The sequence below is a fragment of the Luteirhabdus pelagi genome (genome assembly GCF_016827595.1).
Taxonomy (GTDB): Bacteria; Bacteroidota; Bacteroidia; order Flavobacteriales; family Flavobacteriaceae; genus Luteirhabdus; species Luteirhabdus pelagi.
Window position 1 is genome coordinate 935,270 of sequence record NZ_JAECMS010000001.1, and the last position, 16,346, is coordinate 951,615.

At 43.6% G+C, this 16,346-nt stretch carries 14 protein-coding genes and 1 tRNA gene; 3 read left to right on the top strand and 12 right to left on the bottom strand.

Translation table 11 applies throughout. The features are described 5' to 3' along the window. Positions 1-42: 42 nt before the first annotated feature. Positions 43-1,173, top strand: a complete 1,131-nt coding sequence (locus I4Q58_RS04290) for a GAF domain-containing protein (protein WP_203294065.1) — start codon at positions 43-45, stop codon at positions 1,171-1,173. Positions 1,174-1,178: 5 nt separating this feature from the next. Here the strand turns inward: I4Q58_RS04290 and I4Q58_RS04295 are convergent, their stop codons facing one another. From I4Q58_RS04295 to I4Q58_RS04310, 4 genes are all read right to left on the bottom strand, one after another. Further along, positions 1,179-1,568 carry a response regulator gene (locus tag I4Q58_RS04295; RefSeq protein ID WP_203294067.1) on the bottom strand — a complete coding sequence of 130 codons (390 nt, stop codon included), beginning with the start codon at positions 1,566-1,568 and terminating at the stop codon, positions 1,179-1,181. Between the two features lie 817 nt (positions 1,569-2,385). Beyond that, positions 2,386-2,820 carry a DUF2147 domain-containing protein gene (locus I4Q58_RS04300; RefSeq protein WP_203294069.1) on the bottom strand — a complete coding sequence of 145 codons (435 nt, stop codon included), beginning with the start codon at positions 2,818-2,820 and terminating at the stop codon, positions 2,386-2,388. Between the two features lie 4 nt (positions 2,821-2,824). After that, a complete protein-coding gene (locus tag I4Q58_RS04305) occupies positions 2,825-4,042 on the bottom strand; it encodes a site-specific integrase (RefSeq protein WP_203294071.1) in 1,218 nt (405 codons plus the stop codon). Between the two features lie 231 nt (positions 4,043-4,273). Beyond that, positions 4,274-4,348 (bottom strand) — tRNA-Val (locus I4Q58_RS04310). Between the two features lie 233 nt (positions 4,349-4,581). On the opposite strand from I4Q58_RS04310, the gene I4Q58_RS04315 reads away from it, so the two are divergent. Continuing rightward, the gene (locus I4Q58_RS04315; protein WP_236002815.1) at positions 4,582-6,810 is read left to right on the top strand and encodes a penicillin-binding protein 1A; all 2,229 of its coding nucleotides are present in this window, start codon (positions 4,582-4,584) and stop codon (positions 6,808-6,810) included. Here the strand turns inward: I4Q58_RS04315 and I4Q58_RS04320 are convergent, their stop codons facing one another. From I4Q58_RS04320 to I4Q58_RS04355, 8 genes are all read right to left on the bottom strand, one after another. Continuing rightward, complete coding sequence (locus I4Q58_RS04320; RefSeq protein ID WP_203294378.1) at positions 6,811-8,028, bottom strand: bifunctional folylpolyglutamate synthase/dihydrofolate synthase; 1,218 nt, start codon at positions 8,026-8,028, stop codon at positions 6,811-6,813. 62 nt (positions 8,029-8,090) lie between these two features. After that, positions 8,091-8,786 (bottom strand): hypothetical protein, encoded by a 696-nt coding sequence (locus I4Q58_RS04325; protein ID WP_203294075.1) that lies wholly within the window; start codon positions 8,784-8,786, stop codon positions 8,091-8,093. A gap of 88 nt (positions 8,787-8,874) precedes the next feature. Next, positions 8,875-9,693: an energy transducer TonB gene (locus I4Q58_RS04330; protein WP_203294077.1), complete on the bottom strand. Its 819-nt coding sequence runs from the start codon at positions 9,691-9,693 to the stop codon at positions 8,875-8,877. A 154-nt stretch (positions 9,694-9,847) separates the two neighbouring features. Then, positions 9,848-10,240 carry an ExbD/TolR family protein gene (locus I4Q58_RS04335; RefSeq protein WP_203294079.1) on the bottom strand — a complete coding sequence of 131 codons (393 nt, stop codon included), beginning with the start codon at positions 10,238-10,240 and terminating at the stop codon, positions 9,848-9,850. 1 nt (position 10,241) lies between these two features. Further along, on the bottom strand, positions 10,242-10,943 hold the full coding sequence (locus tag I4Q58_RS04340; RefSeq protein WP_203294081.1) for a MotA/TolQ/ExbB proton channel family protein: 702 nt from the start codon (positions 10,941-10,943) through the stop codon (positions 10,242-10,244). Positions 10,944-11,051: 108 nt separating this feature from the next. Beyond that, on the bottom strand, positions 11,052-12,431 hold the full coding sequence (nhaD, locus tag I4Q58_RS04345; RefSeq protein ID WP_203294083.1) for a sodium:proton antiporter NhaD: 1,380 nt from the start codon (positions 12,429-12,431) through the stop codon (positions 11,052-11,054). 18 nt (positions 12,432-12,449) lie between these two features. Further along, entirely contained in the window at positions 12,450-13,676 is a 1,227-nt protein-coding gene (locus I4Q58_RS04350) for a Glu/Leu/Phe/Val dehydrogenase (RefSeq protein ID WP_203294085.1), read from the bottom strand. Positions 13,677-13,774: 98 nt separating this feature from the next. Continuing rightward, on the bottom strand, positions 13,775-14,839 hold the full coding sequence (locus I4Q58_RS04355; RefSeq protein WP_203294087.1) for an anhydro-N-acetylmuramic acid kinase: 1,065 nt from the start codon (positions 14,837-14,839) through the stop codon (positions 13,775-13,777). Between the two features lie 110 nt (positions 14,840-14,949). Here I4Q58_RS04355 and I4Q58_RS04360 point away from each other — a divergent pair, with 110 nt between their 5' ends. Continuing rightward, positions 14,950-16,092 (top strand): acyl-CoA dehydrogenase, encoded by a 1,143-nt coding sequence (locus I4Q58_RS04360; RefSeq protein ID WP_203294089.1) that lies wholly within the window; start codon positions 14,950-14,952, stop codon positions 16,090-16,092. Positions 16,093-16,346 lie beyond the last annotated feature (254 nt).

The window sequence follows — 16,346 nt, forward strand, 5'->3', positions numbered from 1 at the left end:
TTTTACAATACTTTATTTACCGAATAACAAAGCATTTGCCCCATGCCTACTTATAACGAACAGGAGGAGCTGCGTCTAAAAGACCTATATTCCTACGAACTTGACTATGCAAAGCCAGAAGCCGTTTTGGACGAGTTCGCCCATATTGCATCAATGATATGCAAAACCCCTATTTCCCTTATTACCTTGCTAGATACCGAAGACCAGCATTTCATCTCAAAGAAGGGCATTCCCATTAATAGCACAAGAAGGGAAGATTCCTTTTGCAGACATGCCATGGATGACCCGAATCAGATTTTAGAGATTGAAGATTCATGGCACGACGCTCGCTTCAAAGACAATCCCCTGGTCCTTAATGACCCTAATATTAGGTTCTATGCAGGAGCCCCTTTAGTTACACCCAGTGGCAATATGCTCGGAACACTCTGTGTCATTGATACTGAGCCGAGAAAACTTGATTCGGAGCAGAGAAAAGTACTACAGTCACTCTCCAAGCGTGCCATGGAATACCTAAACCGTCAACGGTTGATCAAGAAGCAGCAAAAAGAAATCACAAACAATGCGGAAAAGCTAAAAAAGCTGACTGACCATTTGCCCGCAGCGGTCTTTCAGGCTCTTATCACCGAGCAAAAGGAGCTACGTTTAGAGTTCTTAAGCGAAGGTGTCTCTTTTTTGCATCCCGACCTAACGCCTGAAAAGGTCATAGAAAACCCTCAGTCCTTGTTTGACAAGGTACATCCTGATGATCGGGAGAATGTTATAAATGGATTTAGGGCATCGTATCGATCAATTTCTAAATGGGAGGAAATGTTTAGGATAGTCACCACAGATACCCAGTGGTTTTTGGCCAGGGCCCTACCAGAAAAACAATCCGATGGCAGCATACGGTGGTACGGCTATTTTGAAAATGTTACCAGCAAAGTGGCCTATCAGAATACAATTGAACAAATTGCATTTGACATTTCGCATGTATTGCGAAAACCCGTTACAACGCTATTGGGCCTAACATCCGCAATTGAAGCGGAAGAGGAAATGCAGGAAGCCAAAATAAAGGAGTACGGCCAGTACATAAACCAAGTATCCGAAGAGCTTAACCGATATACCAAGAAACTGAACGAAACCTACGAACAAAAAAGAAAAGTAATGTTGAACAATACTGGGGAAAAGGCATAGCTCCTTTAATCACTGGATTTAGAAACAGCCTCAAAAAGTTTTTCCGGGGTCAATGGCTTCTCTATGTAAGAGACTACCCAAGCACTTTCATCAGCCATTACCCTATCCTTCATTGAGATGGATGAGGTGAGGATATGGATCTTTCTCTTAAGCGGTAAATTTCTCTTTTCTATAAGACGGAGAAACTCCCAACCATTTATATGGGGCATGTTTAAATCGAGGAACACACAGACTTCCTCTAGGTAGTAATCAGAATCCTCCCTTAGGAACTGTATCGCAGTCTTGGCATCCTTAAACACTTTCAAGTCCGCCTGGGGGAAATGATCCTTTATCAACCTTTCATTGATTACGTTGGTAATGTAATCATCATCGATAAGTAATATTGTAAGAAGCACTCTACCTGCCTTGGGATATTAGGTTTGCTGTTGCAATATACAACCTTTTACCTATTAAGTCAATTGCACTCTTAGGGGCATGAAAGCTTCTGACCATGACATTTTAATAAGGGTTCGGTTTCAATTTATTATAAAACCTGCCCTTATACCTAAAAAAGTTTTAACCCTACCCTTAACACCTCCTTTGACTTTTCGATCAATTTTTAGTGTAGCAAAATGATGTAATTTATATTTGTCCATTTTACCATGAAACTTTCCAAATAAGTAAAGGGCTTAACGAAGCTCGAAAACGCCCTTTACTAACACTTCATAATTCCTGGGTTATTAATTGATAGGTAGCAATAAGTCTATTTTGTCCATTCTTGAGGTTTGCAATTGGATTTACTTATCATATCCAGAGCGTTTTCCTTTTTTGATCATAATATTTTTCAACGAGACTGTACAATATGTCCATAGAAAAGACATAACTCTTGACGTGGCTAGACTGGGTACGTCCTAGACTTACTTCCCATATTGCCGTCGCTGTTACCTTTTTGATATCTTTCCAATAGAGGTCGGGAGCACTAAGACCATATAAATAGGGTAGCATCGCGACCGGTTTATGCTGGTCGTGTGCAATAGACCTCTTTCTTTGTTCAAAAAGTAAGGCGCGGCATCACGGAAGGAAAAGGGTGCTGATATCTTGGGGAAGGACTTTTGAAAAATTCATTAAAATCTAAACCAATAATTCAGGGTTTCCCATCCACCAAATATTAGGATTCGAACCTGAAAATGGGATTCGAACCCCCGACCCTCTATTCTAATTATAATTCTGCAGTTATGGTGAAGTGGATATACGCTCCCATTGCATGGTTTTATAAAAAAAGCCGATATACCCCCTAACATTGAGCGTATTGGGATCGTCTTCGTCCACCCAAATTCTTGACCTGTATACTTTTCCATTGTCTGGATTAGTGATAGTTCCGTTAACGTAAACATCTCCCTCTTTTTGAAAATCCCTCATAAGAACGAGCCCTTCAATCTTCTTATTCCTCTGCTCTCCCTCACAATGGACACAGAGGTCATCCCGATCCTCTTCATCCATAATCCTGACGACCTTTCCGTGGACAAGTCCACCGCTCTCAAAGATTTTTACAATCGAGCGAACCTCTCCTTCCGAGTTGAAGTTCTTCCATTCCCCTATTACATCTTGCGAAAACATTCCGAAGGTGACCAAGGTTAAAAGTCCACTAAATAACAATTCTTTCATCATAGACTTAACGCAATTTATCACGTAATATTTTCATGTCGTTGGCCACTTTTAAGTCCAGTACACGCGCATATATTTGAGTTGTTGCCAGTTTAGTGTGGCCAAGCATCTTGGAAACCGTTTCGATGGGAACGCCATTAGAGAGCGTCACCGTAGTGGCAAAAGTATGCCTAGCCATATGGAAGGTCAATTCTTTCTCGATATAGCAGGCATCCGCGATTTCCTTCAGATAGGAGTTGAGTTTTTGGTTGGAGATCTGAGGCAACAGGCGACCTTCCAACACATTAGGATGGCCCTGGTACTTTTCCAGAATAGCCAGAGCCTTGGGCAGAAGCGGTACCCTTACACCGTTGTTTGTCTTTTTTCTACTGGTTACTATCCAAGGCTTCTTATCAATACCGATAACAATCTGTTTGTCTTTCAGTCCCATAAGGTCACAATAGGCCAGGCCAGTATAACAGCTGAACAGGAAAAGATCCCTAACGATTCTCAATCGTATGACCTTTGTCTTGTATAGGCTTATTTTTTCAAGTTCACCCTCCGATAGGAATTCCCTCTCGTTTTTCTTCATCTTTATCTTAAAATTGGAGAAGGGGTTCTTTTCAATCCATTCGTGGCTCAGAGCCATGTAAATCATCTTCCTGAGCCTCTGTAGGTGCTTCATCGCTCCGTTGTTGTTGATCTGAACGTGCCGGTCCTTGGGATAAATTCCTTTTAGGAAGGTCTCGAACCCTACCAAAAATTTATGGTCTACCTGTTCGACCAGGTACTCATTCCGCTTATAGGATTTCTTGACATAGCTGCGGAGATACTTCTGCGTAGTGCGGTAATGGCTTAGGGTAGAAGGGCTTATCTTGTGTTCTTCATTCTCGTTGTGGTACTCAAAAAGGTCCTCTAGCGTTTTATGGGGGCCATCCTCTCCGAAGTACCTCAGTTTTACCATCTCGGAAGTCACTGTCTTGTTCTCGGAACGCAGGTCCCGATAGCATTGGTATAGGTCGGAATGGACCTCGCTAAGATAATCGTTCACCTCCTTGGCATTGGGGCTTCTTGGCTTAAGCGATGATGTCTTGCTATCCCAATCCTCAGCTGGGATCGTATACTTTAGACTGAGGTTGGTACGCTTTGAATTAATAGTGATACGGGCATATAATTTTGCCTGCCCGTTGGTTGATCTAGATGTGTTGATCCAGAAATTGATCGAAAATGTTGACCGCGTTCTCATAGGATTTATGTTAAATTAGACTATAATTTCCTACGAAAGTCAAATTTTAACTATCTGATTTAAAGCTTCTTACATTCTTATTCGGTCAACACTTTTCACTTTTAAATCTGTTGACCGAATTGTAGACCGAATAAGACCATTTCAAACCAAATCATATGAGTGTACAAAAACGATAAAACCTTGCAAATCAATAAGATATGCAAGGTTTTGTTTTTAAATAATCATTACAAGTGGGCGCGAAGGGATTCGAACCCCTGACCCCTTGGGTGTAAACCAAGTGCTCTGAACCAACTGAGCTACGCGCCCTACTTTTGTAGGCAGGCCTGTTTGCCGGAGCACCATGCAATGGTGCGTAGGCGGGTGCAAATATAAAACAGTTTTCCGTTAGCACAAACAATTAGTTCAAAAAAATACAGAAAATTTTAGGCTTCGATTTCCTTTCGTCTTCCCTATAAAGTTTCGTTAAAGAGACAATCTACCCCTACGCTTTCCGTTTCCTTTGTGAACAAGCTATGAAACTATTCTTCAACAAAGAAAAAATGAAAAAATGGGGCCTTCGGATAGCCAAGGCTATTGCCATTGGACTGGGTATTTTAGGACTGTTTATAGTGTCCGTTTATTTTGGTGCCTGGGGACCCATCCCAAATAAGACAGCGCTTCAAGAGCTATCGCAACAAAAGGCATCGGAGATTTATGATCGCAATGGTGACCTCATCGGAAAATTCTATTTGGCCAACCGCCAACCAATCCCTCTAGAGCAGGTCCCACAACATACTATCGACGCACTTATCGCGACCGAAGATGCTCGGTTTTATGAGCACAGCGGTATCGATACCCGAAGTCTGTTTCGCGTTTTCTTTAAAACGATTTTACTTCAGGATGCATCCAGTGGTGGGGGAAGTACACTCACCCAACAACTCGCAAAAAATCTTTTCCAACGGAAAAATTATAGCTTCATGACGCTTCCCGTGGTAAAGGTGAAGGAAATGATTACCGCTAAACGACTCGAACGCCTCTATTCAAAAAAGGAGATATTGGAACTCTATCTGAATACGGTCCCTTTCAGCGGAAACACCTACGGTATTGAAAGTGCCTCCCTTAAATTCTTCAACAAAAAAGCAAAAGACCTTAGCCTTACCGAAGCGGCTACGCTTATCGGTGGACTAAAAGCTACGTATACCTACAATCCCTATCGATTCCCAGAAAGAAGTCAGAATAGAAGAAATGTGGTCTTATTCCAAATGAACAATTATGGTTATCTGGAGGATTCCGCTTTTGAAACGGCCAAAAAAGATTCGCTTGAACTCGACTTTGGTCGTTATGACGAGCAAAAGGGACTCGCTCCTTATTTTCGGGAAACATTGCGACAAAAGATGCTGAAGTGGTGTGAAGAACATTCAACTAAGAAGAATCAGTTAAATCTATACACCAGCGGACTAAAAATCTATACCACCCTCGATAAAAGCCTTCAAGAATATGCAGAGTCGGCTACGTTGGATCATTTACAAAACCTTCAACAACAGTTCGAAAAAGAGTATGGCGATAACGGCCCATGGGAAAATGAAAAAATTCTCACCTCCACCCTGAAGAAATTGCCTTCTTATAGAAGATTAAAAGCGAAAGAACTTTCGGAAGAAGCAATCATCGATTCCCTTTCACAAAAGAAGAAGATGCAGTGGTTCACCTATGACGGATACGAAGAAGTAGAAGCAAGCACCATCGATAGTCTAAAGCATTATCTAAAATACTTGAGTACCGGGATGCTATCCATCGACCCTTCCTCGGGAGCCGTACGGACTTGGGTTGGGGGCATCGATTTTGAGCACTTTAAATATGACCATATTTCGAAAAGCAAACGACAGGTCGGTTCCACCTTTAAACCAATCGTTTATACCGCGGCACTGGAACAGGGTATCGAACCCTGTGACTATTTTTCGGCCCGTGAGGTAGCATATGCCAATATGAAGGGTTGGTCGCCTTCAAATTCAGGTGATGTAGATGAAGAATACATGAACTACAATATGGAAACCGCCTTGAGCAAATCCATCAATACGGTTTCGGTGAAGGTTTTGGAAGCAGCAGGAATCGGAAATACAATCGCACTAGCTGAAAAACTCGGAATTAATAGTGAATTGCCCGCTGTACCTTCCCTAGCATTAGGAACAGCCGAGGTAACCATCCCTGAAATGGCAGGCGCTTATGCTGCTTTTGTCAATAATAGCATCCCCGTTACCCCTCATTACTTACTGAAAGTGGAAAGCGATACAGGTGAAGTCCTAGAGAAATTCGAAACCCCAGAGTCGAGGCAAGAAGCTTTTTCTGCCACCACGAGACAAGTGATGTTGGAAATGATGCAATCGGTAGTAAACAAGGGAACCGCGCAACGATTGCGTAATACCTATGGTTTACGAAATGAAATTGCTGGGAAAACCGGTACCACCCAATCGAATAAGGATGCTTGGTTTGTTGGGATAACGCCTCAGCTCATCGCAGTAACATGGGTCGGGCACGACGACCATCGTATCGGATTTCGAACGACTGCTACCGGTCAAGGGGCCAATGCCGCCTTGCCAATTTTCGCAAAGTGGTATCAGCAACTCAATAAAGATGAAGCATACGCATCGATAACGAACGCAAGATTTGAAAATCCGAGTAGTGAAGTTCAAGGGCTTTTGGATTGTGAACCGACAAAACGCGATGGTTTCTTTAAACGGTTGTTTACGAATCCTGATAAAAAGAAAAAGCGGGATTTTAAATCGAAAGACTAATTACACTACTTCAGCAACTACGAAGGTACTGCCGCCAACAAAAATAAGATCGGTTTCCTCGGCTCGTTTTTTCGCATGACGCAATGCTTCCGAAACAGAAGAATACGATTCCCCTTTTAGCCCATATTCCGTAGCTTTTTCGGCTAATATTTTTTCTTCCAAACCTCTGGGAACATCCGGTCGACAAAAATAATAGTTCGCGTTCTTGGGAAACAATGGCAGAATAGCATCCAAATCTTTATTGGTTACCGAACCCAAAACAATATGAAGCTGATTGTATTTTTGCTCCTGAAGCTGTTCTATTACATAGGCTAAGCCTTCCTTATTATGCGCCGTGTCACAAATGACCGTAGGGTTTTGTTGAAGCACTTGCCAACGCCCCAGGAGTCCCGTATTTGGAACGACTTTTTTAAAGCCTTCTACAATATGTTCTTCTGAAATAGTCCAGTCATTCTGTTGAAGAATGCCTAATGCTACACGCGCGGTTCGTTTATTCTTTTGTTGGTATTTTCCCACTAAATCGCAATCGTATTCGGGAATCTCTGCTGCTTCGGCAAAGGTGATTGGGGCGTGTTGCGTAGCAGCGATTTTCTGAAAGACGGCCTTTGTTTCTGAAACGGTCTCTCCAATCACCACAGGCACCTCTTTTTTGATGATGCCCCCTTTCTCTCCTGCTATTTCGGCTAACGTGTTTCCGAGAAATGCCGTATGGTCAAAACCGATATTCGTAATAACGCATATTTCAGGTGTTATCACATTTGTACTATCCAAGCGACCGCCCATTCCTACTTCCACCACTGCGATATCGACCTTTTCATTCCTGAAATAATCGAATGCCAACCCGACTGTCATTTCAAAAAAGGAAAGTGAATTCGCCTCAAAAAACGCTTTGTTTTGTTGAATAAAAGCAGTGACGGCTTCTTCTGAAATCATGTCGCCATTTATCTTAATTCGTTCGCGAAAGTCCTTCAGGTGTGGTGACGTGTACAATCCGACTTTATAACCAGCAATTTGGAGTACCGATGCCAGCATATGACTTACAGAACCCTTCCCATTCGTGCCCGCCACGTGAATGCTCTTGAAACCGTTTTCAGGGTGATTCAAGTATTGCATCAATAGATGGGTATTCGACAAATCGGCTTTGTAGGCCGTTTTACCGACGCGCTGATACATAGGAAGTTGTGCAAACAACCAGGATAAGGTTTCTTCGTAGTTGATAATCGACAAATTAAGTGACGTAAAAGTACAGTTTTCAAGAGCGCGTTGCCAAGAAATTTCAATTATAGATAGCGTTGGAATTTGCTTTTTACAATACTTTTAATGTGAACTAAATATAATACGAAATAAAACTGGGCAAGGACTTCACATATATTTACCAACGCTAACAAGATTGTGGCTTTAAAAACCAGTTCATAAATTAAATAGCCCATGCAGACAAACATATACCCTGCTCCGGTAATAAATAAGTAGACGTTTTTGGGATGAACATTGAAAATCGTAACATAAAAGCATGCAATAACAAAGAGACTAAAGGCAGCCATTCCCGCTATATCCAAAAAGGTATCGTCTATTGGGGCAATAGTGAGTGTATATACCGAAACAATTACATAGGCCAATCCGATGGCACTTAATAAAGGTGTAAATATATCGACACGGCTCCATTCGGCTTTCATAAACCGAAGCATTGGTCGAAGCAGTGCAATTCCCGTAATAAAACTGATGATAAATAAAGGAATAATTATATAGTAGTACCCCACAAAATCCTTTGCCACAAAGTATTCGGCCACCAGCAAGCACCCCAGAAAAAGAAAAAGAAAAAAATTAAAGCGTTTGGCGCTTAGGGTATAAAACAGAAATAGGAATATATGAAAAAACGGCTTGACATAGGCCGTATCCTCATTGGAAATAGTTACAGATACCAGAATGGAAGCCACTCCGGCGATAAGTGCCAATATCTTCAGAATTTTCGGTAACACAGTTAGTTGAAAAGGACAGATGGGGAATCAATGTCCGTAAAAGTTGTAGTCAATGTACTACATTTTTTTGAAAAAACACAAAAGACTATTATTCAGAAAGTTTGAATCGATAAATAATTTTTCCAATTTGTTTCGCAGGCGCATTCGAGTCGGCATTGAAACGGGTCGCCAAGGCTGCTCTTTTTGCAGGCTCCAATAAACAAGAAGAGTTATTAGTTGTACCACGAACGCCTGGCATGGCTTTTATCACTTTTCCAGAGCGGTCTACCTCGATGCTTACGACCACGGTTCCAGCCTCATTACAATCTTGTTGAAACTTTTCCTTATTCAAGGCCTTTCGACCGCCGAGTAGATAATTACCATCGCCATCCAAGCCTTTTCCTGTGCCGTAATAGCTTTTTGCATTCGGGTCGCCACTTGGGTCGCCCTTATCGCCACTTGTATTGTCGTTACCTTCGCTGCCTTGGGCGGTTCCATCGCTTTTTGGAGCATTTATCAGGCTGGAAAGCGCATCGGTAGTCGATTTATCTGGCTTTGGATCTGGTTTTTTAGGTGTTTCCTTCGGTTTTTCCTCAACGGGTGTTTCCTTCTGCTCGACTTTTTTCTCTTCTTTTTTTATCACAGGCGCTTCTTCCGAATCTTGGGTGACTACCTCCTCCTTAATCTCTGTTTTCGGTTGTGGTGTGGGCGGTGGTGTAGTTTCGGTGGGTGCCGATTTGATGGCTTCCGTAGGTTGAATGTTTCCGCTACCCGTGTCCATCGTACCGAAATTCACGGCAATACCATCTTCCGGTGGTGGATCCAAATAGGTTAATCCCACGTAGAATAGCAAGATAAGAATAATGACGTGCAGCACTACCGTGATCGCCATACTCTTCTTTTTATGTTTTGTGTCTAATAATGACATGCTGTGAGATTATTAAAATTCTTTCTTCCGCGTTAGTGGTTGAGGCTTTGTTGGAGCTCTTCCCGCTGTGGCGGGAAAGCGACTGCCGAAGACACGACCCCTCTGCAGCTTTAGCGAAGGAGGGGGAACGCCCAACTTCTTCAGCGCAACTTCCTTAATTTGGTCGTACTGCCAATACCACCTTATAATCGTTTTTGTTGGCCACGTCCATCACGAACACGGCATCTTCGATGGGTACGCCTTCTTCTGCCCGTAGGATGATGGTCGGTTCCTGTTGTCCGCTTAGTACGGCCTTCAATTCGTTTTCCAGACTGTATTCGCTAACGCGTTCCTTATTGACGTAATAGGCACCATCGCTCGTAATACTAACGGATGCCTTTTGTTGGTTGGTCGATTTTCCTTTCGCCTTCGGAAGAATAAGATCCAAGGCGTCGGGTGTAATCGCGGGTGATGTTAACAAAAAGAACACCAATAGCAGGAATACGATATCGGTCATGGAGCTCATGCTGAACTCTGGACTAATTTTATTTCTTCCGCGTAAGTTCATATTAGGCTGGTTCGTTCAAAAGGTCCAAGAAATCGACTGCCGTGGCTTCCATTTGGTGGACTACTTTATCGGTTCGTACCACCAAGTGGTTATACCCCATATATGCGATAATACCGACGATAAGTCCCGCCACCGTGGTTGTCATAGCGGTATAGATACCCTCTGCCAAAGCGCCCATTTCCGCTTGTCCGCTACTCGTTGCCAATTGGTGAAATGCCAAGACCATACCGATTACGGTTCCAAGGAATCCAATCATGGGTGCAGCTCCAGCAATGGTAGCTAAGATACTGACGTTTTTCTCCAGTTTGTATACTTCCAATCGACCAGCATTTTCGATAGCGGTATTGATATCTTCCAAAGGATTTCCGATGCGGGTGATTCCCTTTTCAGTTAAGCGCGATACAGGTGAATTTTGTTGCGCACACAACATTTTGGCGCCTTGGATATTTCCGTTGGCCACATGGTCCCGAATCTGGTTCATAAAGTTGCTGTCCATCTGCGAAGCCGCCTTAATGGCGAACAATCGCTCGAAATAGATATACACCGCAACAAATAATAGGATAAATAATACGCCGATAATGACTTGGGCAGCGACGCCACCGTTCATAATCAGTTCGAGGACCGATAAGGTTTTTTCGGTTGTTTCAGGCTCCAAATTTTGCGCCGCTTCTTCGGCGACCTCCTGTAACGATAGGTTTAGCATAAAGTAAGGTTTAGGATCAAGTCCGTTTTAGCGAACTTTCTTTTTTCCATTGAACAGGCGCTATAGCACCCATTCGGTTTGAATAACGATGAAAACGAATAGAAATTGTTAGGCATTGTGAAACAATACGCGTTCGAACAGCAAGAAAACTCCTGCTCCCGCGGCGAAGCCGATAAAGGCCAACCAAGCGATTTTCTTTAAGTACCAGATAAAGTCGATACGCTCCATTCCCATTGCGGCAACCCCTGCTGCCGAACCGATGATTAGCATACTTCCTCCGGTACCAGCCGAATAGGCGATAAAGTGCCATAATACGGAATCGGTCGGACTGTCGTACATTCCCATCGACGCTGCTACCAAGGGTACGTTATCGATGATTGCGGAGAATACCCCTAAGAGCATAACTACTACATCCTGGTTCGGAATGGTCGCTTGAAGCACCTCAGCCAAATAGCGAAGTGTCCCTACTTCTTCTCCGTTCACTACTCCATAGACTAAGCTTTCCAGTCCGGCAACAGCCATCAGGATTCCTAAGAAAAATAGGATACTTGAGATTTCGATTCGCGATAAGGCTTTATGAGCAGAATAGAGATGTCTACGTTCTTTACTGAAGTCTTCCTCTGGATGGATATATTCTGAAACCAACCATACAACTCCTAATGCGAGCATCATCCCCATATAGGGAGGTAAGTGCGTGATAGTTTTGAAAACAGGCACCGAAACGATCATTCCCAATCCTAAAAACAGCATTGTTTTACTACTCAAAAGGCGCTCGGCTACGGTATCTTCGGTAGCATCTACTTCAATTTCTCCGCGAAAGGGCGATAGGTAACTTGCTATTAAGAAAGGAATCACAAAACATACAATCGATGGCAATACTACGAATTCTATCAATCCGAGGGCTGTCACCTTCTCTGCAATCCAAAGCATAGTGGTGGTAACATCACCAATCGGCGACCAGGCACCACCTGCATTAGCTGCGATAACTACCATAGCCGCGTACCAAAGGCGATCTTCACGCTTGTGAATCAGTTTACGAAGTAAGGTTACCAACACGATGGTTGCGGTAAGGTTATCGATAATGGCCGATAAGATAAAGGCTAGAATTCCGATGATCCATAAAAGCTTGCGCTTACTACGTGTTTTTACAGCTCCTTTGAGGATTTCAAAACCGCGGTGAAGATCGATAATCTCTACAATGGTCATTGCTCCGATAAGGAAAATCAAGATTTCTGCTGTCTTCCCTAGGTGATGGAGCAAGGTATTTTTGAAGCCCTCTTCGGCGGTGTCGCCACCTGTTAGGTAATTATAGGCATGTTCGTGCGTATCGATGACATCGAACCAACCGGCATGAAACCCTATGGCCAATGTTGCCCAAATAAGGGCTGCCATAATTAAAGCTGGTACTGTTTTATCTAACCGAAGGGGATGTTCAAGTGTAATGGAAAGGTATCCAATTACAAATATTAAAATGATGATTGACTCCATAATATGGCACTTGTTTTTTTACAACAATTGGTTTAGCGCTATTTCAAACGCTGTCTTACTTATATTCGTTTTATCGCTATTGTTATCGAATGTATTCTGAATAGCATTTTTAATAGTCATTGAGGTGTCGTTGAAAATCGCCTCATCGGTCATCTGTACCTTGCGCTCCATAAAGTAGGCAAACACACGTGCCATTCCGCAGTTACTAATGAAGTCCGGGATTAAGCTAACACGCTCGTCGGTATATTCCATAATCGGTCCGAAGAAGATTTCGGAATCGGCAAAAGGAACATTTGCGCCACAACTGATGACTTCCAAACCGGTATCGATTAATTGTGAAATCTGATCCTTGGTAATAAGGCGGGATGCGGCACAGGGCATAAAGATTTCTGCTTCAAGCTTCCAGATGCGTTCGTTCATTTCAGCAAAAGGAATCATATTTTCAGATCGTAAGGTATTTCCTTTCTTATTGAGAAAGAATTTCTTCATGTTTTCAAAAGTGTAGCCCTCTTCATTTATCACACCACCTTCACGGTCGATGATACCAACGATTTTGGCGCCCATCTGTGAAAGGTAATAAGCTGCTGCTGCGCCCACATTTCCGAAGCCTTGCACGATGGCACGTTTTCCTTCCACATTTCCACCGTATGTTTCATAATAATGGCGCACGGCTTCCGCAACACCGTAGCCTGTTATCATATCGGCAACGGTATACCGTCTGGAAATATCGGGAGAGTATGAAGAATTTTCAAGTACTTTGATTACCCCTTGTCGCAACTGACCGATACGATTGATCTTATCGGCTTCCGTAGGTGTGAAATGCCCATTAAACACCCCTTCCTGTGGATGCCAGACACCGCTTTCCTCGGTAATTGGGATTACTTCGTGAATTTCATCTACGTTTAGGTCACCCCCTGTTCCGTAATAGGATTTCAACAATGGGGAAACCGCTTTATACCAGCGTTCCAATACGCCTTTTTTACGTGGATCGGCCGGATCGAAATTGATTCCAGATTTTGCGCCTCCAATGGGCGGACCCGAAACGGTAAATTTTACTTCCATGGTTTTGGCCAACGATAATACTTCGTTTTGGTCCAAGCCGGGTCGCATACGCGTTCCACCTCCAGCGGCACCGCCACGAAGGGAGTTTATTACCGTCCAGCCTTCGGCTTCGGTCTCTGGGTCATTCCAATGGAAAACAATTTCGGGAGCTTTTTCTTCGTACTTTTTGAGTAGTTCTTTCATCAATCAGCTTGAGGTTAGCATGCTTTTTAATCGTAGTTTCTAAAGCATCTCGACAAATATAAAAAATTGAAAAGGGGTTTGCCCGAATTTACGTTTATTTAACGAAGAAATACCCTTCCGCTAGTATGGTCATACTTTGCTCCCGTAACACTGGAGAGACAATTCACCTCTTCCCTCAGTCGAAGTACTCCCAATAACCCAAACACCAAGGCTTCCTTAAACTCCAATAATGTTGCGTCTGGAATATGAATTCGCAATTTCTTCTCTTTCCCCAGCAAGGAAATAAGATACTCGTTATAAGCACCGCCTCCCGTAATAAAGACCGAAGCATTCTCTTCAAACTGCCGTGCCAACTGTTGGGCGATGTGTTGGGTGAAGGTAGCAAGCTTGTCATACACCGAACTATCAGAATCCTTCAAAAACGGCCAAATGTATTCATTCACCCATTCGAGTCCGAGCGACTTGGGCGCTGTTTCACCGTAAAAAACTAAATCATTCAGCTTTTTCAAAAGGGAATCATCCACCTTTCCTTCGGAAGCCAATTTCCCTTGATCATCATAAGGCTGCCCCAACTTTTCCGCCAGTTTATTCAATACGATATTTACGGGGCAAATGTCGTACGCGATACGGCGGCCTTCTTTATCAAAAGAGCAATTCGCAAAACCACCAAGGTTTAGGCAATAGTCATATTCTGCAAACAACAGTTTATCGCCAATCGGCACCAAAGGCGCTCCTTGTCCGCCCAATGCCACATCGCCTACCCTAAAATCGCAAACCACTGTTTGATCTAATGTTTCGGAAAGCGACGGCAGGTTTCCTATTTGCAAGGTAACTCCCTTGTCAGGTTGATGAAGGATGGTATGCCCGTGACTACAAACCGCCTCCAAATTTGAAATAGCATGCCTTTTTATAAAGGTTGAGATCGTTTCACCTAAATAAGCAGTATAGTCCACATCCAACCGTTGTAGGTCGTGTTCTTCCAGATTTACACCCTCGGATAGCCGTTGCTTCCAATCATCAGAATACGGAATGGTGGTCGTTTCTCCAAACCGAAATTGCCACTGATTCGTATCGGAAATACCGAAATAGCATTCGGCCAAGTCGATACCATCTAACGACGTACCGCTCATGACTCCCAATACGTGATATTCCTTCTTTCGCATGATTCAAAATTACGGAAAACAGTTTTAGAAACAGAGGGTTGGGAAATATGTGCGATAAGCAGTACCTTTGCAGACCTTTATATCAAAAAAACCTATTAATAAATACGATTATGGATTTCAGTCTTTCAGAAGAACACCTCATGATTCGCGATGCGGCCCGCGATTTTGCCAATAACGAATTGAAACCGGGCGTCATCGAGCGCGATATCAAACAAGAATTCCCAACCGAACAGGTGAAGAAAATGGGAGAACTTGGTTTCCTAGGCATGATGGTCGACCCAAAATACGGCGGTGGCGGTATGGATACCGTAAGCTATGTGTTGGCGATGGAAGAACTGAGCAAAATTGATGCGTCAAGCTCCGTAATCGTTTCGGTGAACAATTCCTTGGTATGCTGGGGACTTGAAACCTACGGTAGTGAAGAACAAAAACAGAAATACCTTACGAAGTTAGCTACTGGTGAAAGCATTGGTGCTTTCTGCTTGAGCGAACCCGAAGCGGGAAGTGATGCTACGTCGCAACGCACCACGGCTATCGACAAAGGCGACCACTATCTTCTGAATGGTACCAAAAACTGGATTACCAATGGCGGTAGCGCCGATTACTACTTGGTAATTGCCCAAACCGATAAAGAAAAAGGACATAAGGGAATCAATGCCTTTATTGTAGAAAAAAGTTGGGATGGATTCGAAGTTGGTCCGAAAGAAGACAAATTAGGGATTCGAGGAAGCGATACCCACACCCTAAACTTCAACGATGTAAAGGTGCCTAAGGAGAACCGTATCGGGGAAGATGGCTTCGGATTTAAATTCGCGATGAAAACCTTAAGCGGCGGACGAATCGGAATTGCTGCCCAAGCATTGGGAATTGCCGCAGGAGCCTATGACTTGGCTCGCGACTATTCTAAAATCAGAAAAGCGTTTGGCACCGAGATCTGTAACCACCAGGCCATTGCCTTTAAGTTGGCCGATATGCATACCGAAATCGAAGCAGCGCGTCACTTGGTGATGAAAGCGGCTTGGGACAAAGACCAAGGCAACAACTACGATATGAGCGGTGCCATGGCGAAATTGTACGCGAGTAAGGTAGCCATGGATGTTACCGTTGAAGCAGTTCAGGTACACGGTGGGAACGGTTACGTAAAGGAATACCATGTAGAGCGCTTGATGCGCGATGCAAAGATTACCCAGATTTATGAAGGAACGTCAGAGATCCAAAAAATCGTGATCTCAAGAGGACTGCTTAGAGACTAAACAATGTACCCTTATTGAATATGAACCCGACTGTTTTTTAGTCGGGTTTTTTTATGGGCGGCCCTGGGCTTTCGCCCAGACCGCGCTTTACGCTAAACGCCGCCAAGCCAGCATCCAAATGGCTTGGCGGGGTATCGCTGCAACCGTGCCTGCCGGCAGGCAGGTCGCTCCCGCAAGTGGATGCCGAATCGACTGGATGCCGAATCAAGCCTGCCTGCCCTGTCTGCCCTGTTTGCCGACAGGCAGGCGACAGG

Bases quoted from the DNA above. Each gene is read 5' to 3' on its own strand.
- I4Q58_RS04355 (WP_203294087.1), bottom strand. From the start codon at position 14,839: ATGCGAAAGAAGGAATATCACGTATTGGGAGTCATGAGCGGTACGTCG.
- I4Q58_RS04340 (WP_203294081.1), bottom strand. From the start codon at position 10,943: ATGCTAAACCTATCGTTACAGGAGGTCGCCGAAGAAGCGGCGCAAAAT.
- I4Q58_RS04360 (WP_203294089.1), top strand. From the start codon at position 14,950: ATGGATTTCAGTCTTTCAGAAGAACACCTCATGATTCGCGATGCGGCC.
- I4Q58_RS04290 (WP_203294065.1), top strand. From the start codon at position 43: ATGCCTACTTATAACGAACAGGAGGAGCTGCGTCTAAAAGACCTATAT.
- I4Q58_RS04315 (WP_236002815.1), top strand. From the start codon at position 4,582: ATGAAAAAATGGGGCCTTCGGATAGCCAAGGCTATTGCCATTGGACTG.
- I4Q58_RS04300 (WP_203294069.1), bottom strand. From the start codon at position 2,820: ATGATGAAAGAATTGTTATTTAGTGGACTTTTAACCTTGGTCACCTTC.
- I4Q58_RS04330 (WP_203294077.1), bottom strand. From the start codon at position 9,693: ATGTCATTATTAGACACAAAACATAAAAAGAAGAGTATGGCGATCACG.
- nhaD (WP_203294083.1), bottom strand. From the start codon at position 12,431: ATGGAGTCAATCATCATTTTAATATTTGTAATTGGATACCTTTCCATT.
- I4Q58_RS04305 (WP_203294071.1), bottom strand. From the start codon at position 4,042: ATGAGAACGCGGTCAACATTTTCGATCAATTTCTGGATCAACACATCT.
- I4Q58_RS04335 (WP_203294079.1), bottom strand. From the start codon at position 10,240: ATGAACTTACGCGGAAGAAATAAAATTAGTCCAGAGTTCAGCATGAGC.
- I4Q58_RS04350 (WP_203294085.1), bottom strand. From the start codon at position 13,676: ATGAAAGAACTACTCAAAAAGTACGAAGAAAAAGCTCCCGAAATTGTT.